General features: G+C 54.2%; 18 protein-coding genes. 8 read left to right on the top strand and 10 right to left on the bottom strand.

Annotated elements, in window-relative coordinates:
• Nucleotides 1-25: 25 nt before the first annotated feature.
• Nucleotides 26-2,731, top strand: coding sequence for a preprotein translocase subunit SecA (gene secA / locus RCF31_RS09365; protein ID WP_299457436.1), 2,706 nt, complete (start codon nt 26-28; stop codon nt 2,729-2,731).
• Between the two features lie 100 nt (nt 2,732-2,831).
• Nucleotides 2,832-3,227, top strand: coding sequence for an 8-oxo-dGTP diphosphatase MutT (gene mutT, locus RCF31_RS09360; RefSeq protein ID WP_299457434.1), 396 nt, complete (start codon nt 2,832-2,834; stop codon nt 3,225-3,227).
• Nucleotides 3,228-3,252: 25 nt separating this feature from the next.
• Here the strand turns inward: mutT and yacG are convergent, their stop codons facing one another.
• Genes yacG through coaE form a run of 3 tightly spaced genes read right to left on the bottom strand, consistent with a single transcriptional unit; the run spans nt 3,253 to nt 4,815 of the window.
• The gene (gene yacG, locus RCF31_RS09355; protein ID WP_299457432.1) at nt 3,253-3,450 is read right to left on the bottom strand and encodes a DNA gyrase inhibitor YacG; all 198 of its coding nucleotides are present in this window, start codon (nt 3,448-3,450) and stop codon (nt 3,253-3,255) included.
• A gap of 8 nt (nt 3,451-3,458) precedes the next feature.
• Nucleotides 3,459-4,202 carry a cell division protein ZapD gene (gene zapD / locus RCF31_RS09350; RefSeq protein ID WP_416413136.1) on the bottom strand — a complete coding sequence of 248 codons (744 nt, stop codon included), beginning with the start codon at nt 4,200-4,202 and terminating at the stop codon, nt 3,459-3,461.
• A gap of 4 nt (nt 4,203-4,206) precedes the next feature.
• Nucleotides 4,207-4,815 carry a dephospho-CoA kinase gene (coaE, locus tag RCF31_RS09345; protein WP_299457428.1) on the bottom strand — a complete coding sequence of 203 codons (609 nt, stop codon included), beginning with the start codon at nt 4,813-4,815 and terminating at the stop codon, nt 4,207-4,209.
• Nucleotides 4,816-5,044: 229 nt separating this feature from the next.
• Here coaE and RCF31_RS09340 point away from each other — a divergent pair, with 229 nt between their 5' ends.
• A complete protein-coding gene (locus RCF31_RS09340) occupies nt 5,045-6,085 on the top strand; it encodes a GMP reductase (protein WP_416413135.1) in 1,041 nt (346 codons plus the stop codon).
• Nucleotides 6,086-6,117: 32 nt separating this feature from the next.
• On the opposite strand, the gene hofC is transcribed toward RCF31_RS09340, so the two are convergent.
• The 4 genes from hofC to nadC all read right to left on the bottom strand — a co-directional run bounded on the left by hofC (nt 6,118) and on the right by nadC (nt 10,214).
• A complete protein-coding gene (gene hofC / locus RCF31_RS09335; protein ID WP_416413134.1) occupies nt 6,118-7,317 on the bottom strand; it encodes a protein transport protein HofC in 1,200 nt (399 codons plus the stop codon).
• Nucleotides 7,310-8,698 (bottom strand): type II secretion system protein GspE, encoded by a 1,389-nt coding sequence (gene gspE, locus RCF31_RS09330; RefSeq protein ID WP_416413133.1) that lies wholly within the window; start codon nt 8,696-8,698, stop codon nt 7,310-7,312. Before gspE ends, hofC begins: the two co-directional genes overlap by 8 nt.
• Nucleotides 8,685-9,140, bottom strand: coding sequence for a prepilin peptidase-dependent pilin (gene ppdD, locus RCF31_RS09325; protein WP_299457421.1), 456 nt, complete (start codon nt 9,138-9,140; stop codon nt 8,685-8,687). The genes gspE and ppdD overlap by 14 nt, the downstream gene beginning before the upstream one ends.
• Nucleotides 9,141-9,317: 177 nt before the next feature.
• The gene (nadC, locus tag RCF31_RS09320) at nt 9,318-10,214 is read right to left on the bottom strand and encodes a carboxylating nicotinate-nucleotide diphosphorylase (protein ID WP_416413132.1); all 897 of its coding nucleotides are present in this window, start codon (nt 10,212-10,214) and stop codon (nt 9,318-9,320) included.
• Nucleotides 10,215-10,396: 182 nt separating this feature from the next.
• Between nadC and ampD the strand changes: the two genes are divergently transcribed.
• Together ampD and ampE are read left to right on the top strand one after the other, a co-directional pair.
• Nucleotides 10,397-10,948: a 1,6-anhydro-N-acetylmuramyl-L-alanine amidase AmpD gene (ampD, locus tag RCF31_RS09315; protein WP_416413131.1), complete on the top strand. Its 552-nt coding sequence runs from the start codon at nt 10,397-10,399 to the stop codon at nt 10,946-10,948.
• 16 nt (nt 10,949-10,964) lie between these two features.
• Entirely contained in the window at nt 10,965-11,819 is an 855-nt protein-coding gene (ampE, locus tag RCF31_RS09310; RefSeq protein ID WP_416413130.1) for a beta-lactamase regulator AmpE, read from the top strand.
• Here the strand turns inward: ampE and RCF31_RS09305 are convergent.
• The 3 genes from RCF31_RS09305 to aroP all read right to left on the bottom strand — a co-directional run bounded on the left by RCF31_RS09305 (nt 11,801) and on the right by aroP (nt 15,697).
• Nucleotides 11,801-12,760 (bottom strand): family 43 glycosylhydrolase, encoded by a 960-nt coding sequence (locus tag RCF31_RS09305; protein WP_416413129.1) that lies wholly within the window; start codon nt 12,758-12,760, stop codon nt 11,801-11,803. The two genes, ampE and RCF31_RS09305, sit on opposite strands and share 19 nt — an antisense overlap.
• Nucleotides 12,757-14,169 carry a glycoside-pentoside-hexuronide (GPH):cation symporter gene (locus RCF31_RS09300; protein WP_299457415.1) on the bottom strand — a complete coding sequence of 471 codons (1,413 nt, stop codon included), beginning with the start codon at nt 14,167-14,169 and terminating at the stop codon, nt 12,757-12,759. The genes RCF31_RS09305 and RCF31_RS09300 overlap by 4 nt, the downstream gene beginning before the upstream one ends.
• 172 nt (nt 14,170-14,341) lie before the next feature.
• A complete protein-coding gene (aroP, locus tag RCF31_RS09295) occupies nt 14,342-15,697 on the bottom strand; it encodes an aromatic amino acid transporter AroP (RefSeq protein ID WP_416413128.1) in 1,356 nt (451 codons plus the stop codon).
• A 505-nt stretch (nt 15,698-16,202) separates the two neighbouring features.
• Here aroP and pdhR point away from each other — a divergent pair.
• From pdhR to aceF, 3 genes are all read left to right on the top strand, one after another.
• Nucleotides 16,203-16,967 carry a pyruvate dehydrogenase complex transcriptional repressor PdhR gene (gene pdhR, locus RCF31_RS09290; protein WP_013507880.1) on the top strand — a complete coding sequence of 255 codons (765 nt, stop codon included), beginning with the start codon at nt 16,203-16,205 and terminating at the stop codon, nt 16,965-16,967.
• Nucleotides 16,968-17,095: 128 nt separating this feature from the next.
• Nucleotides 17,096-19,762, top strand: a complete 2,667-nt coding sequence (gene aceE, locus RCF31_RS09285) for a pyruvate dehydrogenase (acetyl-transferring), homodimeric type (protein WP_416413127.1) — start codon at nt 17,096-17,098, stop codon at nt 19,760-19,762.
• A 14-nt stretch (nt 19,763-19,776) separates the two neighbouring features.
• Complete coding sequence (gene aceF, locus RCF31_RS09280; RefSeq protein WP_416413126.1) at nt 19,777-21,657, top strand: pyruvate dehydrogenase complex dihydrolipoyllysine-residue acetyltransferase; 1,881 nt, start codon at nt 19,777-19,779, stop codon at nt 21,655-21,657.
• The last annotated feature ends 48 nt before the right edge of the window (nt 21,658-21,705 follow it).

Below are 21,705 nucleotides of genomic sequence, written 5' to 3'. Positions count from 1 at the left end.
CGGCTGAATTGAGAATATATTTATCATGTTAATCAAATTGTTAACTAAAGTTTTTGGTAGCAGCAATGATCGGACTCTGCGTCGTATGCGCAAGGTTGTGGATGTCATCAACAAGATGGAGCCGGACTTTGAAAAGCTCTCTGATGATGAACTGAAAGCCAAAACCGGTTTATTCCGTGAGCGCCTGGAAAAAGGCGAAGTGCTGGAAAGCCTGATTCCGGAAGCCTTTGCAACGGTACGTGAAGCCAGTAAGCGTGTATTTGGCATGCGTCACTTTGACGTGCAGCTGATCGGCGGCATGGTGCTGAACGAGCGCTGCATCGCCGAGATGCGTACCGGTGAAGGTAAAACCCTGACTGCAACCCTGCCTGCTTACCTCAATGCGTTGAGCGGCAAAGGTGTTCACGTTGTGACAGTGAACGACTACCTTGCACAGCGTGACGCTGAAAATAACCGTCCGCTGTTTGAATTCCTGGGCCTGACGGTGGGCATCAACCTGCCAGGTATGCCATCCATCGCCAAGCGCGCCGCTTACGCTGCCGATATCACCTACGGCACCAACAACGAATACGGTTTCGACTACCTGCGCGACAACATGGCGTTCAGCCCGGAAGAGCGTGTACAGCGTAAACTGCACTACGCGCTGGTGGATGAGGTGGACTCCATCCTCATCGATGAAGCGCGTACCCCGCTGATCATCTCTGGCCCGGCGGAAGACAGCTCTGACCTGTATATCAAGGTTAATAAAATCATCCCGCACCTGGTTCGTCAGGAAAAAGAAGATTCCGACACCTTCCAGGGTGAGGGTGATTTCTGGGTAGATGAAAAAGGCCGTCAGGCGCATATGACCGAGCGCGGTCTGGTGAAAGTTGAAGAGTTGCTGGTCAGCCAGAGTATTATGGATGAAGGTGAATCACTGTATTCACCGAGCAACATCATGCTGATGCATCATGTGACTGCAGCACTGCGCGCCCATGCGTTGTTTACCCGTGACGTGGATTACATCGTTAAAGATGGTGAAGTGGTCATCGTGGATGAGCACACTGGCCGTACCATGCAGGGCCGTCGCTGGTCTGATGGTTTGCATCAGGCGGTTGAAGCGAAAGAAGGCGTGGAAATCCAGAACGAGAACCAGACGCTGGCCTCGATCACCTTCCAGAACTATTTCCGTATCTATGAAAAACTGGCCGGTATGACCGGTACGGCTGATACCGAAGCCTTTGAATTTAGCTCGATTTATAAGCTTGATACCATTGTCGTACCGACCAACCGTCCGATGGTGCGTAAAGATATGGCGGATCTGGTCTACATGACCGAGAAAGAAAAGATCGATGCCATCATCGAAGATATCCGCGCCTGTACTGCCAACGGGCAGCCGGTGCTGGTGGGTACCATCTCCATCGAAAAATCGGAAGTGGTGTCCAACGAGCTGACGCGTGCGGGTATCAAGCACAGCGTACTGAACGCCAAATTCCACGCCCGTGAAGCGGATATCGTGGCCCAGGCGGGTCAGCCTGGCGCGGTAACTATCGCCACTAACATGGCCGGCCGTGGTACTGACATTATGCTGGGCGGTAACTGGCATGCCGAAGTGGCAGAGCTGGAAGCACCGACTGAAGCACAGATTGAAGAGATTAAAAACGCCTGGCAGCTGCGTCATGAAGCGGTGCTGGCTGCCGGTGGTCTGCATATTATCGGTACTGAGCGCCATGAATCGCGTCGTATCGATAACCAGCTGCGTGGTCGTGCGGGCCGTCAGGGTGACGCCGGTTCATCACGTTTCTACCTGTCGATGGAAGATGCGCTGATGCGTATTTTTGCCTCGGATCGTGTTTCTAACATGATGCGTAAGCTGGGTATGAAGCCGGGTGAAGCGATTGAGCATCCGTGGGTAACCAAAGCGATTGCCAATGCGCAACGTAAAGTGGAAAGCCGCAACTTCGATATTCGTAAACAGCTGCTGGAATATGATGATGTTGCCAACGACCAGCGTCGTGCCATTTACAGCCAGCGTAACGAACTGCTGGATGTGTCTGACGTGTCAGAAACCATCAACAGCATCCGTGAAGATGTGTTCAAAGCCACCATCGACACTTATATTCCGCCGCAGTCGCTGGAAGAAATGTGGGATGTGCCGGGACTGGAAGAACGTCTGCGTACCGATTTCGATCTGAATCTGCCGATTGCTGAATGGCTGGATAAAGAGCCGGATCTGCATGAAGAGACGCTGCGCGAACGCATCATGAAGCACGCAACGGAAAGCTACGCTGCCAAAGAAGAAGTGGTGGGCGTGGAAATGATGCGTAACTTTGAGAAAGGCGTGATGCTGCAAACGCTGGATTCGCTGTGGAAAGAGCATCTGGCGGCGATGGATTATCTGCGCCAGGGTATCCACCTGCGTGGCTATGCGCAGAAAGATCCGAAGCAGGAATACAAACGTGAATCTTTCGCCATGTTTGCTGCCATGCTGGAATCATTGAAATATGAAGTGATCAGCACCCTGAGCAAAGTTCAGGTGCGTATGCCGGAAGAAGTCGAAGCGATGGAGCAGCAGCGTCGTGAAGATGCTGAGCGTCTTGCACAGCAGCAGCAACTCAGCCATGTGGACGATGAAACCGCAGCGGCCGCCGCGCTGGCAGCACAGGGTGGTGAGCGCAAGGTCGGTCGTAACGATCCATGCCCATGTGGTTCTGGTAAAAAATACAAGCAGTGTCACGGCCGTCTGGCCTGATAAGAACAAAGGAGCCGCCCGGCTCCTTTTTCTTTGGTTAACATCTTACCGAGGCTGCTTTAAACTCAGCGCTTCATTCATCTTTAGCGGAACTCAGTTTATGAAACACCTGCAAGTCGCGGTGGGCATCATTCGCAATGCCAGTCATCAGATCTTTCTTGCTCAGCGCGCGGCAAGCTCTTACATGGCCAATAAATGGGAGTTTCCTGGCGGGAAAATCGAACAAGGCGAAACCGCTGAACAGGCGCTGAAGCGTGAGTTGATGGAAGAGACCGGTATTGACGTGACGGAAGCCCAGGCGATTGGTCAGGCCGATCACAGTTATGAAGATTTGCGCGTGACGCTGCATTTCTTTCTGGTCGAAGGCTGGCAGGGTGAGCCGTGGGGCAAAGAAGGGCAACCGCAACGCTGGGTTGAGCAGAAAGCGCTGGTTGCCGATGAATTTCCGCCAGCTAACCATGCGCTAATTGCGCGTCTGGTCGCGGGCGAAATCTGACATCAGGGGCGCAGGCCCCTGATGGTTACTGATGGTCTTCACTCCAGTCATCGCTTTCAGTGAGGTCACCGCTGCTGGGGATACTTTTTTCTTCCGCCGCCCACTCACCTAAATCAATCAGCTGGCAGCGTTTGCTGCAAAACGGACGCCAGGGGCTCAGTTCATCCCACATCACGTCTTTGCCACAATTGGGACATGGCACAATAATCATTTCTTCCTGCATAACATCCTCTAACAACAGGCCAGTTCAAAATTAAGTCGTGCAGGTACGTCACCACGCTCACTGTCCAGCGGCAGGAAACGAATGGCATAACGGCTCTTGTGACCAGATACCTGCGGATAAAGCGCGTCTTCCAGCGTCAGTTGCAAGCGTAACAAATCAGCACCCTCGGCATTATCCTGATAAAAACCGTTCAGGCTGGTTTGATTACGGAAAACACCCGACTGACGAATGAGATCAAGGATCATCACCAGGCTATTCCGCAGCGGATTTAGCGACTCAATCCAGGCATTCACCTGCGTGTCGCGTACGGATTGTTCGAGGTGCAACCAGATATGCAAGCCGGGGATGTCAAAGCTACAGCAACCACCGGGGATGCTCAGACGTTGACGGACCAGGCCAACCAGGCGATCTTCGCGTAATTGCTGGCCCATACGTGGTGCCTGCATCAACTCGGACGATTGCTGTTTTAACTGCTTGCTGAGGGAGTCAACCCGTTGCAGATCGACGCCGGGGACATCGAGCCAGGCACGCAACTTCTGTTGCTGCCGTTCCAGTTCTTTCAACAATTCCGTGCGCATATCGCCACGTTCGAAGATATCCAGCAAATCACCAATAATGCGGAAAACACCCAGCGCTGACACGGAGCTGGTGACGGGGATGGTTTCGTGCAACTGGTTAAGCAAAAACTCAACGCGCAGCCAGGTGCGCATTTTCTCATTCAGGGGATGTTCAAAAAGGACCACTGTACTCATGATGTTAATCCTGTCCTGCCGCTGCCAGTCGCAAATAGCGCTGGTGAAGTTCAGCAACACGCGGCAGCGCGTCATCAGGCGTGCCACTATTATCAATGATGTCATCCGCGACGGCCAGGCGCTGCTGTCGGCTGGCCTGCGCGGCAAGAATATTTTGGGCCTGTGTGAGAGGAATCCCATCGCGCTGTTGGGTGCGCTGCAATTGGGTTGCCTCATCCACATCCACCACCAGAACGCGATCGGCCTGATGCTGTAAGCCATTTTCCACCAGCAGTGGCACCACCCACAGTACATAGGGAGACGTCGCCAGTTGCTTTAACTGCTGAGTGCGCGCATTAATCAGCGGATGCAGCAGTTGGTTTAGCCAGTTCTTTTCCTGCGGCTGTTGAAAAATAATTTCGCGCAACCGTGCGCGATAAAGGGTGCCTTCCGCCGTCAGGATGGATTCACCATGGCGTTGGGCAATGGCCTGCAATGCCGGTGTACCTGGCTCAACCACTTCTCTGGCAATGGCGTCGGCATCAACAATATCGACACCCAGCGCCGCAAAGGCATTGGCGATGGTAGATTTGCCGCTACCAATACCCCCCGTTAGCGCAACGGTAAAAGGCATAACGTTATCCCGAAGTTCGCACTGTCATGACACCACAACCGGCGTATCACTAAAGGCAAGATGAGAGCACGATCACAATCGATTTTCTCAGCTAAATTTAACGGATTGTAGCTTAAATAAAGTGAAATTCGCAGTCTTGTCGCGGAACGAATGGCGCGTATGATAACGACACTGGAGCCGTGAGCGCTACCCGAACTGCGGTTCGATGCCACTAACCAGGACACTTGTTATGCGTATTGAAGAAGATTTAAAACTGGGCTTTAAAGATGTACTCATCCGCCCTAAACGCTCCACCCTGAAAAGCCGTTCCGAAGTCGAGCTGGAACGCACCTATACTTTCAAGCATTCTGGCCTGAGCTGGACAGGCGTACCGGTGATTGCCGCCAATATGGATACGGTGGGTACCTTCACCATGGCAGCAGCACTGGCCAGTTTTGGTGTGTTGACCGCCGTTCATAAACATTACAGCGTTGAAGACTGGCAGGCGTTTATCCAGCGTGTACCGGCATCGGTATTGAGCCACGTGATGGTCTCCTCCGGGACTTCAGAAGCAGACTTCAGCAAATTAACCGCCGTTCTGGCTCTTTCCCCGCAATTGAATTTTATCTGCATTGATGTTGCCAATGGCTATTCCGAGCACTTCGTCGCATTTCTGCAACGCGTCCGCGAAAGCTTCCCCGGTAAAACCATCTGCGCAGGCAATGTGGTTACCGGTGAAATGGTTGAAGAATTGATTCTTTCTGGCGCAGATATTGTGAAAGTGGGTATCGGCCCGGGATCGGTCTGCACCACCCGCGTTAAAACCGGTGTCGGCTATCCGCAGCTTTCGGCGGTGATTGAGTGTGCGGATGCCGCGCATGGCCTTGGGGGGCAGATCGTCAGTGACGGTGGTTGTGCCGTACCGGGTGATATCGCGAAAGCGTTTGGCGGCGGAGCGGATTTTGTCATGCTCGGCGGTATGCTGGCGGCGCATGATGAATGTGAAGGCACTCTGGTGGAGGATCATGGCGAGCAATTTATGCTGTTTTATGGCATGAGTTCAGAGTCAGCCATGAAGCGCCATGTGGGCGGAGTGGCGCAATATCGGGCGGCAGAAGGTAAGACGGTGCGTTTACCGTTGCGTGGCCCGGTTGAAGAAACGATTAAAGATATTCTGGGTGGCCTGCGTTCAGCCTGTACCTATGTGGGTGCGGAAAGGCTCAAAGAGCTGACCAAGCGCACCACCTTTATCCGTGTTGCTGAACAGGAAAACCGGGTGTTTACACGCTGATGCCGTGAGCGGGTGCATGTGATATGCACCCGTTAGCGTATTGCATCACCTAGCCCGAACACCGGTAAATACATGGCAATCACCAGAGTGCCAACAATGCCACCAATCACCACCATCATCATCGGTTCCAGCGCAGACGCGAGGGATTCGGCACGCGTTAATGTTTGCCCCTCGTGCCATTCCGCCAGCCGCGACAGCATCACATCCAGAGCACCGGCTTGCTCACCCACTTTTATGAGCTGGGCGCATAATGGCGTAAATAACTGATGTTGTTGCAGAGCCTGATGCAATGGTGCACCACCGGCAATATGTTGCTGTAAGTCGGTGATGGCTTCCCGCCAGAGTCGTGACGTCAGCGTGACTTCAACAGCCTGTAAACTTTGCAGTAGGGTTAAGCCTGCCTGCTGCGTCAATTGCAAAATGCCATAGATCTGACTGAGCTGGCTGCCGCGCCACAGCGGCGCAAGCAGTGGCAATTGCAGCAACCAGCGATGTATGCGGCGCTGCCAGTCCGCCGACCGTCGATAAATTTGCCGGGCAATAATCGAGAACGCTATACAGGTGGCCAGTAAAGGGAGCGCTGCCTGTTGCAGCAGAGCGGACAGCGCCATCACACCGGCGGTGAGTGCGGGCAGTGGTGCATCGAAGCTGGCGTAAACGGCGACAAACTCCGGCAACACAAACAGCAGCATTCCGGCACTGACGGCGATCGCCACCAGTAAAATGAACAGCGGATAACGCAGTGCTTTCACCACTTTTTGCCGCAAATGTTGTTGTCCGGTTTGCTGTTGCGCTAGCTGGCGACAACATTCATCCAGTTGCCCGGTCAGTTCACCCACCTGCATCAGTGCAGGAAACAGCGGTGGAAATATTTGCGGCCAGTCGCGCAGCGCCTGAGAAAAGGGCATCCCGGTAATCACTCTTTGTTGCAAACCTTTAAGCAATATCCGCCAGCCAGTATCAGGATGACCTTCAGCAAGCAGTGTCAGGCTTTCCGCAAGCGGCAGGCCGGCCCTGAGCAAGGTTGCTAACTGGCGTATCAAATCGATTTTTTGCTGCCACTTCCAGTCGCGAGCGCGCCAGCATTTGCCCCGTTGCCAGCTCACGGCCAGCATGCCTCTGTCGGCCAGGTGCTGTAACAGTGCTTCCTGATGGTTCATTAACGACTCGCCACTTTGCAGCGCTCCCAGGCTGTCCAGCGCCTGCCAGCGAAAATGGTAGAGGTTAGTCATTGCCTAACCCAATGACACGCTGCATCTCTTCCAGTGAGGTTTCTCCCCGACTGACAGCCTCCAGCCCGGCGCTGACTAATGTTTTCATTCCTTGCTGGTTCGCCAGTGACAACAGATGCTCCAGCGGCATATCGGCGGAAATCGCGTTTTGTAATTTAGCGGTCATGGGCAGCAGTTCGAAAAGTGCCAGCCGTCCATAATAGCCAGAAAAACAGTGATCGCAGCCGGGGGCTCGCCAGGTTTGCAGGGTGCCAGGCCATAACCCGACAGGTAAATGCGCGATCGCTTGCCCCGGCTGTCGGCAATGTGTGCATAGTCTTCTCACCAGACGTTGTGCCACGATCAACTGCAATGCCGGGCCAAGCAGATAACCGGGAATCCCCATTTGCCGCAATCGTGTCAGAGTTTCTGCAGTGGAGTTGGTATGCAGGGTGGAAAGCACCAGATGGCCCGTTTGTGCAGCTTTAACGGCGATCCCGGCCGTTTCTGCATCGCGAATTTCGCCCACCATGATGACATCTGGATCCTGACGCAGCAGTGCACGCAGCACCCGATTAAAATCCAGCCCGCTGCGAGGCTGAATTTGTGTCTGGTTGATACCTTCCAGCGGGATCTCCAGCGGATCTTCCACGCTGCATACGTTTTTTTCCGGCACATTGAGTGCGCTCAATCCACTGTAGAGGGTGAAAGTTTTGCCGCTTCCGGTCGGGCCGGTAACCAGAATTAATCCCTGTGGTTTCGCCAGGGCGTTGCTGAACTGGCGCAACTGCGTCACCGGCATGCCGAGTTTATCCAGGGCAATTGCGCTATTTTCGCTCTGCATCAGACGTACTACCGCTTTCTCTCCGTGGCTGATGGGCAGAGTAGAAAGGCGAAAGGCAGCGGTTTTGCCTTCGATTTCGAGGGTAAATTGCCCATCCTGGGGCAGGCGACGTTCGGCAATATCCAGACCCCCCAGAATTTTCAGACGGGCAAGTACCGCGGCAGGTTGTACATCGGGCAACTGCGTGAGTTTGTGCAGAACGCCATCGATGCGTAGTCGGATACGTAGCGCATGGCGTTGCGGCTCGAAATGGACATCGGATGCCCGTCGCAGTATGGCTTGTTGCAGGATGTGCTCAACGGCGTTGATTGCCGATTCAGCCGAAACCTGCTCGCGGGGCTTCTCAGTGCTTCCCGGCTCATGCAACAGCTGCTCAATCCGCGCGGCAGGCCAGCACTCCACTTCAACTTTGCACTGGCTGGCAAACTGTAATGCTTCCAGTAGGGCAGGTTCGGGTGTTCCCGCGACGGCCACGCGCAGCAGCGTGGCGTCATGATGCAGAATGATTGCGTGGTGGCGCTTGCACAGGGCCTTGAGCATGGCATCACATCTCTCCATTGCGGCCACCTTTGTCGGCAAAACGGAACTGTTCAAGGCAGTTTTCGCGCAGGCTGTTGTTATCGCTGGTGCAGCTGCGTTGCCAGTCAAGAGTGCCATCGGTGCTATTCCAGACGGGTTGCATTTCCACCGTTAAACCCGCAAGACTTTCCTGGCCCGTCAGGCTGATGACGCCATTGGTTACGGCAAGTGTCGCAACATAGCGTGAACCTTTGGCCGCAGGAATACCGCGATCGCCCGCCTGGCACTGCGCCGGTCCGCCGCGTTCAATGGCGCAGAGTTCGACCGCCGTTTTATAGGGCACCATGGTCTGCAACATATCCGTCAGTGCGGCGCGCTGCAGATAGTTTTGATAGGCCGGTACGCCGATTGCGCTGAGGATGGCGACGATGCCAATCACAATCATTAATTCGATGAGGGTAAAACCGCGTTGTCGTTCCATAAGCTGGCTCCTTGTTGTCGAGCCGCTACGGTAGAAAAGGGTTGAGCTAAGCGGAAGAGGGCAGAGTGGCACGGCTGGAAGCCGTGCGCAGAATAGATTCAGGTTTGCAACGCAATGAACAGAAAACTGGAAGCGGTCACACAAATCTGCCCATGAGCCACCTCAGCGGAAAAACGATCAGGCGTCGCGAAAGCGCATCGACAGATCGAGGGCGCGTACATGCTTGGTTAACGCACCTACCGAGACATAATCTACGCCAGTCTGAGCAATTTGCGGCAACGTGTTTTCTGTGACGTTACCGGAGACTTCCAGCAACGCCTGCTTTTGCGTCAGCGTCACGGCCTCACGCATCATCTCCAGGCTGAAGTTGTCGAGCATGATGATATCCGCGCCCGCATTCAGCGCATCCTGCAATTCAGTCAGGGTTTCCACTTCGACTTCCACTGGCACATCTGGCTGTAACCACAGGGCTTTTTCCACTGCCTGGCGCACCGAACCGCTGGCAATAATGTGATTCTCTTTAATCAAAAAAGCATCAGACAGTCCAAGACGATGATTGCTGCCTCCACCACATAGCACGGCATATTTCAGCGCGGTACGCAGTCCCGGCAGGGTTTTGCGGGTATCCAGTAGCTGGGTGTTGCTGTCTGCCAGCAAAGCCACATAGCGGCTGACTTCGGTTGCCACGCCGGAGAGCGTTTGCACAAAATTCAGTGCGGTACGTTCTGCGGTTAAAAGCAGGCGCGCCGGGCCGAGGAGTTCAAATAACAACTGGTCTGGCACGACAGCCTGTCCATCTTCAACGTGCCAGGTAATAGTGACTTTATTGCCTAACTGGATGAACACTTCTTCCACCCAGCGTTTACCACAGAAAACACCGGCCTCCCGGGTAATGATCTGTGCTTCAGCCTGTTTCTCAGCGGGCAGTAAGAGTGCAGTGATGTCACGATCGGCATCCACTTCGCCGCCTAAGTCTTCCTGAAGCGCGCGTGCAACGGCTTCGGGGATGTCATGCTCAATGCGTTTGATCAATTCGTGACGGCGATGATCGGGATCGTAACGACGTGATGCCATACTCTTCCTGCTCCAGATGACGAGATAGTGAGCGCACACCTTAGCCCTATTTTACCGGTATTGCCAGTTTGTCGAGGTTAAATGTTTAGTATCCTTAACTCCCGATGACTTTCGCATTAACGCGCAAGCAGCCGTGGAGAATCATGTTATTCTCAGCCAGACTTAAATGCAGGAAAAATGGCATGAAACTGGAAGATGGCTGGATTAATAGCGCGCGTAAAGTGCCGTCATCGCACTTTAACCAGCGACCGGAAAATGAAACGCCTTCCCTACTGATTATTCACAATATCAGCTTGCCGCCCGGTGAATTTGGCGGCCCGTGGATTGATCGGCTGTTTACGGGCACCTTGCCCGCCGATGCGCATCCTTATTTTGCTGATATTGCCCATTTGCGTGTCGCCGCACACTGCCTGATTCGCCGTGATGGCGAGCTGGTGCAATATGTTTCATTCGATGAGCGCGCCTGGCATGCGGGGGTTTCTCAGTTCGAAGGCCGGGAAAACTGTAACGATTTCTCGATGGGTATTGAGCTGGAAGGGACCGATACCCAGCCTTACACCGACGCGCAATATGCCACGTTGCAGGCGGTCACGGCGTTATTAATGCAACACTATCCACTGACCCTGGAACGCATTACCGGCCACAGCAATATTGCGCCGGAACGAAAAACCGATCCGGGTCCGGCATTTGACTGGGAACGCTATAAACACGCCTTAAAGCGGGATAATCCCTGAAACAGCAGGAGCAGTTATGACGTTGTTTAGCTTGTTATTAGTGTTAGGTTGGGAACGGTTGTTTAAACTGGGGGAACACTGGCAGCTCGATCATCGGCTGGAGCCGCTGTTTCGTGGTCGTCAGCGTTTTTCGTTATTCCGCACCTTAGTGATGACGGTTGTGGCGATGCTGATTGTCTGGCTGCTGGTCTGGAGCCTGAAGGGTCTGCTGTTTGGTGTTGCGCAGCTATTATTCTGGATTGTGGTGGGTTTGCTGTGTATCGGTGCGGGTTCGGTACGTTTGCATTATCACGCCTATCTGAAAGCGGCGAGCCATGATGATCAGGCAGCTCATCAGGCAATGGCGGCCGAGCTGACGTTGATTCATGGCGTGCCTGTGGAGTGCAGTGAACGTGACTTTCTGCGCGAGCTACAGAACGCGCTTATCTGGATAAATTTTCGCTTCTATCTGGCGCCGTTGTTCTGGTTTGTCGTCGGTGGCCCCTGGGGACCGGTATTGCTGGTGGGATATGCGTTTCTGCGCGCCTGGCAAAGCTGGCTGGCAAAACACCATTCAGCGCTGGAGCGTGCGCAGTCTGGCGTTGACCGCGTGCTGCATCTGCTGGATTGGATCCCGGTGCGTCTTGCCGGTGTCGCCTATGCCTTGCTCGGCCACGGCGAGCGCGCGTTGCCAGCCTGGTTCGCCTCATTGACCGACTGGCATCGCTCGCAGTATCAGGTGCTGACCAGCCTGGCGCAATTCTCCCTCGCGCGTGATCCACATGTTGATAAAGTGGAAACGCCGCGCGTGGCGGTTGCACTGGCGAAACGTATTTCTCTGGTGCTGGTAGTCGTGGTGGCGTTGCTGACCATCTACGGCACGCTGGTGTGATCGGCTGGCGGCACGCCAAAATCAGGTGTGCCGTCCTCGCGCCAGTCAAAATATTTTAGCCGTGTATGGCGGTTAGGATCCCACAGGGGATCACCCTCAATTTCCGTGTAGTTGCGCGCATGATAGACCAGCACATCCCGCCCCTGTTCATCCACGGTAAAACTGTTGTGACCCGGCCCATATTGATGATTATCCCAGCTGCTGCTGAAGACCGGACGGGCGGATTTTTGCCACGCCCCGGGCTGGAGTGGATCGGCATTGGCATCAATGCTCAGGATCCCCAGACAATAATTCTCATCCGTGGCGCTGGCTGAGTAGGTGACAAACAGCGTCTTACCGTGACGAATCACCGCCGGTCCTTCATTGACACTGAACCCGGCACATTCCCATTCATATTCCGGGCGAGTCAGCATCTGTGGTGTGCCTTTCAGCGTCCAGGGATTGAGTAATTCAGCAAGATACAGGTTCGAATTGCCAGGAATCGCTGGGTCTTTTTGTGCCCACAGATACCAGTTTTTCCCCTGATGGACGAAATGCGTGGCATCGAGAGAGAAACTATCCAGCGGCGTGTGGACGCGCCGAACGGGCTGCCAATGGCCGGTCAATGGGTCGGCATCACTGCACACCAACGCATACATGCGGTGCTGGAATAACCCATCTTTAATTTCACGATTGGGCGCAGCCGCGAAATAGATCACCCACTGCCCATTGATATGATGCAGCTCCGGCGCCCAGATTAGCGCGCTAAAGGGTCCGGTATCGGGTTTGTGCCACACCACCACGGGCTCGGCCTCGGGCAGCGCAGCCAGCGTAGCGGCATGACGTATTTCCAGCCGGTCATACTCGGGCACTGAAGCGACAAAGTAATAACCCTTATCGTGGTGGAGAATAAAAGGATCGGCGCGCTGGGTGATAAACGGATTAGGCCATGGATTACTCATTTAATTTCTCCGGGTTCGATAGCGGCGGAAGCGGCCGGGTGTGGGGCTTGCAGGTCACGGAAATTAGCGCGACGCAGGGCGAGATCGTCCTGAATGGTACGCATCAGTTTGCGATCGACTTTCAGCAGACGTACGACCCCGGCGGTAATCAGGTAGCCAACGCCAGGTATCACGGTAAACAGCAGCATGATGCCATTCAGCGCGCTGGGGGCTTGCTGTTTCGCCCCGGCATCATAGCCATAAATGGAGAGTAAAAAGCCCACCATCGCGCCAGCCACCGCCAGCCCGACTTTGAGGAAAAACAGATTGCCGGAAAAGCTCATGCCGGTGATGCGTTTACCGGTTTTCCATTCGCCGTAATCATCGACATCCGCCATCAGCGACCAGTGCAGCGGGGAGGGGATCTGATGCAGGATATTCAGCAGGAAATAAGCAATAACCACTGCCAGGGTGGCATGCGGATCGATCCAGTAAAAACCGCTGGAGAATAGCGCCAGCGCGATGTTGGTCCAGAAGAAGACTTTTAATTTGCACCAGCGATCGGTGAGGATTTTAGCCAGCGTACTGCCCAGCATCATGCCGATCACACCGAGGCTGATAAACAGCGTGGCAAAATGGGTCGACTGGCCCATCACCCAGGTCACGTAATACATGGTGGCGGCCATGCGGATAAAGCCAGGGCAAACGTTACAGAAAGTCAGCAGCAGAATGCGCACCCACTGGTCATTTTTCCATACGTCGCGCAGGTCATTTTTCAGATCGTCATTACTGGGTATGGCCGGGCGAATACGCTCACGCACCGTGGCAAAGCAGAACAGAAACATCGCCAGACCGATCAGTGCCAGTACGCTCATTGCCATTTGATAGCCGCGTGCTTTGTTATCGCCACCAAACCACTCTGCCATCGGCAGCAGCGACAGCGACAGGATCAGCGTGGCGACACCCACCATGACAAAACGATACGACTGGCAGGAGACGCGTTCGCCAGGATCATTGGTGATAACCCCACCCAGCGAGCAGTAAGGGATGTTGATGGCGGTGTAGGTCAGTGACATCAGGAAGTAGGTAATAAATGCCCAGATCACCTTGTTGTCATAGCTCCAGTCTGGCGTGGTGAACATCAGAACGCTGAACAGGACATAGGGAACGGACACCCACAGCAACCACGGGCGAAAACGTCCCCAGCGGCTCTGCGTACGATCGGCAATGGCACCCATAATCGGATCCGTCACCGCATCCAGCACCCGCACCGAAAGCAATAAGGTCCCGACCAGTGCCGGTGCCAGGCCAAAAACATCGGTATAGAAATAGTTGAGGAACAACATGATGGCACCGCCGATCATGTTGCATCCGGCATCGCCCATGCCGTATCCCAGTTTTTCCCGGAACGAGAGTGCTGCTCCTTTCATTGTTCATCTCCAGCTATAACAGGTGCAAAAATTATTAGCGGAAAATCAGCAATCTGGCGGGGACCAATTGGTCACGATGATGGACAAAACACCTGGACGGGGAAAAGTGTGAGCAAGATCTAAAGAAGAGAAATATCTGCCCGGACATAGACGCCGGGCAGAAGGAACAGTTTTACGCCTGCTGGGCTTTATTTTTAATGGTGTAACCCACTGCCAGCACGATCAGCCAGACCGGGATCAGCCAGACTGAAATCGCCATGCCTGGGGTCATCAGCATGATCACCAGAATTGCCGCGAGGAACAGCAGACAGATCCAGTTACCCAGTGGGTAAAGAATGGCGGGGAAGCGCGTGGTGACACCCTGCTGGTCTTTCTTTTTACGGAATTTCAGGTGCGCGAGGCTGATCATCGCCCAGTTGATGACCAGCGCAGAGACCACTAAAGACATCAGCAGGCCGAAAGCTTCACCTGGCATCAGATAGTTGATCAGCACGCAAAGCGCAGTCGCGACGGCTGACACCAGAATGGTTGTCACGGGGACACCGCGTTTATCGACTTTCAGCAGTGCTTTCGGGGCATTGCCTTGCTGTGCCAGGCCGAACAGCATACGGCTGTTGCAATAAACGCAGCTGTTGTACACCGACAGCGCGGCGGTCAGGATCACTACGTTAAGCGCATTGGCAACCAGTGAGTCACCCAGTTCATGGAAGATCAGCACAAACGGGCTGGTGTCAGCGGTAACGCGGGTCCATGGCAGCAGCGACAGCAGCACGGCCAGGGAGCCGATGTAGAAAATCAGAATACGCCACAGCACTTGGTTGGTGGCTTTAGGAATGCTCTGCTCCGGGTTGTCGGCTTCTGCGGCGGTGATACCCACCAGCTCCAGGCCACCGAACGAGAACATGATGATCGCCATCATCATCACCAGCCCGCCAAAACCATTTGGCAGGAAGCCGCCCTGGTTCCACAGGTTGCTGACGGTTGCCTGTGGACCGCCGTTGCCGCTGAACAGCAGCCAGCCGCCGAACAGGATCATACCGATGACCGCGACCACTTTGATAATGGCAAACCAGAACTCCATCTCACCAAACACTTTCACGTTGGTCAGGTTGATAGCGTTGATCAGCACAAAGAAGATGGCGGCAGTAGCCCAGGTGGGGAAGTCCGGCCACCAGAACTGGACATATTTACCGACAGCGGTCAGCTCGGCCATGGCAACCAGCACATACAGCACCCAGTAGTTCCAGCCTGAAGCAAAACCGGCGAAGTTGCCCCAGTATTTGTAAGCAAAATGGCTGAAGCTACCGGCAACCGGCTCTTCCACTACCATTTCGCCTAATTGGCGCATAATCAGAAAGGCAATAAATCCTGCAATGGCATAACCGAGAATCACCGCCGGACCGGCGGATTTGATCACCGATGCGCTGCCCAGAAACAGACCGGTACCCACTGCGCCGCCCAGCGCAATGAGCTGAATATGGCGATTTTTCAAGCCGCGGTGCAGCGTGTCGCCATGTTGTTGTTCCATACGAACCTCGTGATGTTGTTATTTTATGCCCAATGTAAGGCTGTTTTTACATAACGTACTCATTTATTTACGGTACCTGGCGTGCTGTGTGCATACGTAAGCTACCCTGGCGACCAGAATAGTGATAAGCGCGTCGATTTGCACCTGCTTTTGCTTTTTGTGCTGAGGGATGACTGAAAAAGCAGCAGCATCCACTGCTGGCCTGCCGCGCTATTTCTGACATGAATTGGTAATAAACACGAATAGCTTTCCCTTATGGTTGCGGGGAACGAGCAGCGCTAAATCTGTGTAAGGTTTGGTAAAAGAGAATTCTGTTAACAATTCTCCCTGAGGCTCTATTTCTGTCTTTATCAGCGCCATTTAGCGCATTTAACCAATGATAATCCCCTGAAGTGTGACGGCTGCCATATAGACACAAGGTGAATACTTTGTTACTTTACCGGCACCTTTTGGCAATTGGTATTACCAATTTACTCCGGACGCCTGGCATAACTAAGAAGGGAAGATGGCATACAGTAAGATTCGCCAACCAAAGCTCTCCGATGCAATTGAGCAACAGCTGGAATCCCTGATTATGGAAGGGACGCTGCGGCCGGGAGAGAAGTTGCTTCCCGAGCGCGAACTCGCCAAACAATTCGATGTGTCACGTCCTTCTCTTCGTGAAGCGATCCAGCGCCTGGAGGCGAAAGGATTGCTGCTACGCCGTCAGGGTGGCGGTACCTTCGTCCAAAAACATCTCTGGCAAAGCCTGAGCGACCCGCTAGTCGGCCTGCTTGCTCAACACCCTGAATCTCAGTTTGACCTGCTGGAAACTCGCCATGCACTGGAAGGTATTGCTGCCTATTATGCGGCATTACGGGGTACGGATGAGGATTTGCAGCGCATTCGCGACTGCCATGTTCAGATCCAGCAGGCACAGGACAGCGGCGATCTCGATGCCGAAGCGGACGCCGTGATGCAGTATCAGATCGCTGTCACAGAAGCGGCCCATAATGTGGTGCTTTTGCATTTGCTGCGTTCCATGGGCCCTATGCTGGAACAAAACGTCCGTCAGAATTTTGAATTGCTCTACGCTCGCCGGGAAATGCTGGCGAAAGTGAGCGGTCACCGCGCCAGTATTTTTGAGGCGATTGTGGCTCGTGAGCCAGAACAAGCACGCGAGGCATCACACCGTCACCTGGCGTTCATTGAGGAAATCTTGCTGGACAGAAGTCGGGAGCAGAGTCGTCGTGAACGCTCCCTGCGTCGTTTACAGCAACGTAAGGAATAACGCGCGGCAACGAACGTGCGGATCAAAAAGCGACGGGCCTGTCTTCTTGTGCTGTGAACTGAAGCAAAGCACAAGCAGACAGGCTCCTGACAATTCAACGTATTAGACACAGATAAGGAATACACCCCATGTCAGAACGTTTACACAATGACGTGGATCCGATCGAAACTCGTGATTGGCTACAGGCGATCGAATCGGTCATCCGTGAAGAAGGTGTTGAGCGCGCGCAGTATCTGATTGACCAGGTATTAAGTGCTGCACGCAAAGGCGGCGTAAAAGTTGCAGCAGGTTCTTCTGCTGTCAGCAACTACATCAACTCTATTGCCGTTGAAGACGAACCGGACTATCCGGGCAACGCCTCCCTTGAACGTCGTATCCGTTCCGCAATTCGCTGGAACGCCATCATGTCGGTGCTGCGTGCGTCGAAGAAAGATCTGGAGCTGGGTGGTCACCTCTCATCATTCCAGTCTTCTGCGACGATCTATGAAGTGTGCTTTAACCACTTCTTCCGCGCACGTAGCGAGAAAAATGGCGGCGATCTGGTTTACTTCCAGGGCCATATCTCTCCAGGTATCTATTCTCGTGCGTTCCTTGAAGGCCGTCTGACCGAAGAACAGATGAACAACTTCCGTCAGGAAGTACACGGCAACGGTCTCTCTTCTTATCCGCACCCGAAACTGATGCCTGAATTCTGGCAGTTCCCGACGGTTTCTATGGGTCTTGGCCCACTCAATGCGATTTATCAGGCTAAATTCCTGAAATACCTTGAGCACCGTGGTCTGAAAGATACCGCTGATCAGACGGTCTACGCCTTCCTCGGTGATGGTGAGATGGATGAACCGGAATCCAAAGGCGCGATCACTATCGCGGTCCGTGAAAAACTGGATAACCTGGTATTCATCATCAACTGTAACCTGCAGCGTCTGGATGGCCCGGTAACCGGTAACGGCAAGATCATCAACGAGCTGGAAGGCATCTTTGCCGGTGCTGGCTGGAACGTGATTAAAGTGATCTGGGGCGGACGCTGGGATGAGCTGCTGAAGAAAGACACCAGTGGCAAACTGATTCAGCTGATGAACGAAACCGTCGACGGCGACTACCAGACCTTCAAATCACGCGATGGCGCATACGTGCGTGAGCACTTCTTCGGTAAATATCCGGAGACCGCTGCGCTGGTGAAAGACTGGTCAGACGAAGAGATCTTCGCCCTGAACCGCGGTGGTCACGATCCGAAGAAAGTCTACGCGGCACTGAAAAAAGCGCAGGAAACCAAAGGCCAGCCGACCCTGATTCTGGCGCATACCATCAAAGGTTATGGTATGGGCGACACGGCGGAAGGCAAAAACATCGCTCACCAGGTGAAGAAGATGAACATGGATGGCGTTCGCTACATCCGCGATCGCTTCAATGTGCCAGTAGCCGATGAAAACATTGAAAAACTGCCGTACGTGACCTTCGAAAAAGGGTCTGAAGAGTACAACTATCTGCATGGTCAGCGTGAGAAGCTGGGCGGCTACCTGCCGACACGTCAGCCGCATTTCACTGAGAAGCTGGAAATGCCGGCGCTGGAAGAGTTCAGTGCGCTGCTGGAAGAGCAGAGCAAAGAGATCTCTACCACCATCGCCTTCGTGCGTGCGCTGAACGTGATGCTGAAGAACAAGTCGATCAAAGATCGTCTGGTGCCGATTCTGGCAGACGAAGCCCGTACCTTTGGCATGGAAGGTCTGTTCCGTCAGATTGGTATCTACAGCCCGAACGGTCAGCAGTACACCCCGCAGGACCGCGAGCAGGTTGCTTACTATAAAGAAGACGAGAAAGGCCAGATTCTGCAGGAAGGGATCAACGAGCTGGGTGCTGGTTCATCCTGGCTGGCGGCGGCGACTTCTTACAGCACCAACAATCTGCCGATGATTCCGTTCTACATCTATTACTCAATGTTCGGCTTCCAGCGTATCGGTGATCTGATGTGGCTGGCGGGCGATCAGCAGGCGCGTGGCTTCCTCGTGGGCGGCACCTCCGGTCGTACTACCCTGAACGGCGAAGGTTTGCAGCATGAAGATGGTCACAGCCATATTCAGTCGCTGACTATCCCGAACTGTATTTCTTACGATCCGTCTTATGCCTACGAAGTGGCAGTCATCATGCATGACGGCTTGGTACGTATGTACGGCGAAGCGCAGGAAAACGTTTACTACTACATCACCACGCTGAACGAAAACTACCACATGCCGGCGATGCCGCAGGGTGCGGAAGAGGGTATCCGTAAGGGTATCTACAAGCTGGAAACAGTAGAGGGTAGCAAAGGCAAAGTGCAGCTGCTGGGTTCAGGTTCTATCCTGCGTCACGTGCGTGAAGCTGCGCAGATCCTGGCGAAAGACTACGGTATCGGCTCTGACGTCTACAGCGTGACCTCGTTCACCGAACTGGCACGTGATGGCCAGGATTGTGAGCGCTGGAACATGCTGCATCCGACAGAAACTCCGCGCGTACCTTACATCGCTCAGGTGATGAATGAAGCTCCAGCCGTGGCGTCAACTGACTACATGAAACTGTTTGCTGAACAGGTTCGTAGCTACGTGCCAGCCAGCGATTACCGCGTACTGGGCACCGACGGTTTCGGCCGTTCTGACAGCCGTGAGAACCTGCGTCACCACTTCGAAGTGGATTCATCTTATGTCGTGGTTGCAGCCCTGGGTGAACTGGCTAAACGCGGCGAAATCGATAAGAAAGTGGTGGCAGAAGCGATCACCAAATTCAACATCGATGCCGATAAAGTTAACCCGCGTCTGGCTTAAGAGGTAAGAGAGTAATGGCTATCGAAATTAAAGTGCCGGATATCGGGGCAGATGAAGTTGAAGTCACTGAGATCCTGGTCAAAGTGGGCGACAAGGTAGAAGCCGAACAGTCGCTGATCACCGTAGAAGGCGACAAAGCCTCGATGGAAGTGCCTTCGCCGCAGGCTGGCGTGGTGAAAGAAATCAAAATTGCTACCGGTGACAAAGTAGAAACCGGCTCGCTCATCATGATCTTTGACGCAGAGGGTGCAGCAGCAGCTGCACCGGCGGCAGAAGAGAAGAAAGCGGAAGCGGCACCAGCACCTGCTGCGGCAGCGGTCAGCAAAGACGTTAATGTGCCGGATATCGGCGGTGACGAAGTTGAAGTGACTGAGATTCTGGTCAAGGTTGGCGATACCGTTGCGGCTGAGCAGTCACTGATCACCGTGGAAGGCGACAAGGCTTCTATGGAAGTCCCGGCACCGTTCGCGGGCGTGGTGAAAGAGATCAAAATTGCCACCGGCGACAAAGTGAATACCGGTTCGCTTATCATGGTGTTCGAAGCGGAAGGCGCTGCACCTGCCGCTGCACCAGCGGCACAGCCTGCTGCGGCACCCGCCCCGGCAGCGGCGGCTGGCGCGAAAGACGTCAACGTCCCTGACATCGGTGGTGATGAAGTTGAAGTCACTGAAGTGCTGGTGAAAGTGGGCGATAAAGTCTCCGCTGAACAGTCTCTGATTGTGGTTGAAGGCGACAAAGCTTCGATGGAAGTTCCGGCACCGTTTGCGGGCACCGTTAAAGAGCTGAAAGTGGCTACCGGCGACAAGGTTAAAACTGGCTCGCTTATCATGGTGTTCGAAGTAGAAGGCGCTGCGCCTGCTGCTGCCGCACCGGCTGCGAAACAGGAAGCGGCTCCGGCCCCGGCAGCTGCGCAACCCGCTCCGGCTGTGGCGAAAGCCGATGCGAAAAGCGACTTTGCTGAGAACGATGCTTACGTCCACGCTACGCCGGTGATTCGTCGCCTGGCGCGCGAGTTCGGTGTCAACCTGGCGAAAGTCAAAGGCACCGGTCGTAAAGGTCGCATCCTGAAAGAAGACGTGCAGGCATACGTGAAAGACGCGGTGAAACGCGCTGAAGCTGCACCGGCTGCTGCTGCCAGCGGTGGTAGCCTGCCAGGCCTGCTGCCATGGCCGAAAGTTGATTTCAGCAAGTTCGGCGAAATCGAAGAAGTGGAACTGGGCCGTATCCAGAAAATCTCTGGTGCCAACCTGAGCCGCAACTGGGTGATGATTCCGCATGTTACCCACTTCGACAAAACCGACATCACCGATCTGGAAGCGTTCCGTAAACAGCAGAACAGCGAAGCCGAGAAACGTAAGCTGGATGTGAAATTCACCCCGGTGGTGTTTATCATGAAAGCGGTGGCGGCAGCGCTGGAGCAGATGCCTCGTTTCAACAGTTCACTGTCTGAAGACGGTCAGAAACTGACGCTGAAGAAATACATCAACATCGGTGTGGCGGTCGATACGCCGAACGGTCTGGTGGTTCCGGTGTTCAAAGATGTGAACAAAAAAGGCATCACTGAACTGTCGCGTGAGCTGATGGCTGTTTCGAAAAAAGCGCGTGACGGCAAGCTGACCGCAGGCGACATGCAGGGTGGATGCTTCACCATTTCCAGCCTGGGTGGCCTCGGTACCACGCACTTCGCGCCAATCGTTAACGCGCCGGAAGTGGCTATCCTCGGTGTGTCCAAGTCTGCGATGGAACCGGTATGGAACGGTAAAGAGTTTGCACCACGTCTGATGATGCCAATCTCTCTTTCCTTCGACCACCGCGTGATCGATGGTGCTGATGGTGCGCGCTTTATCACCATCATCAACAACATGCTGTCGGACATTCGCCGTCTGGTGATGTGAAGTTAATCAAGGCCGGCAAATGCCGGCCTTGTTGTACGCATTCAGAGT

It is taken from the genome of Pantoea sp. App145 (assembly GCF_047947045.1).
Taxonomy (GTDB): domain Bacteria; phylum Pseudomonadota; class Gammaproteobacteria; order Enterobacterales; family Enterobacteriaceae; genus Pantoea.
Note: the sequence above shows the minus strand (reverse complement) of the source record. Positions and strands in the feature narration are given on the sequence as shown.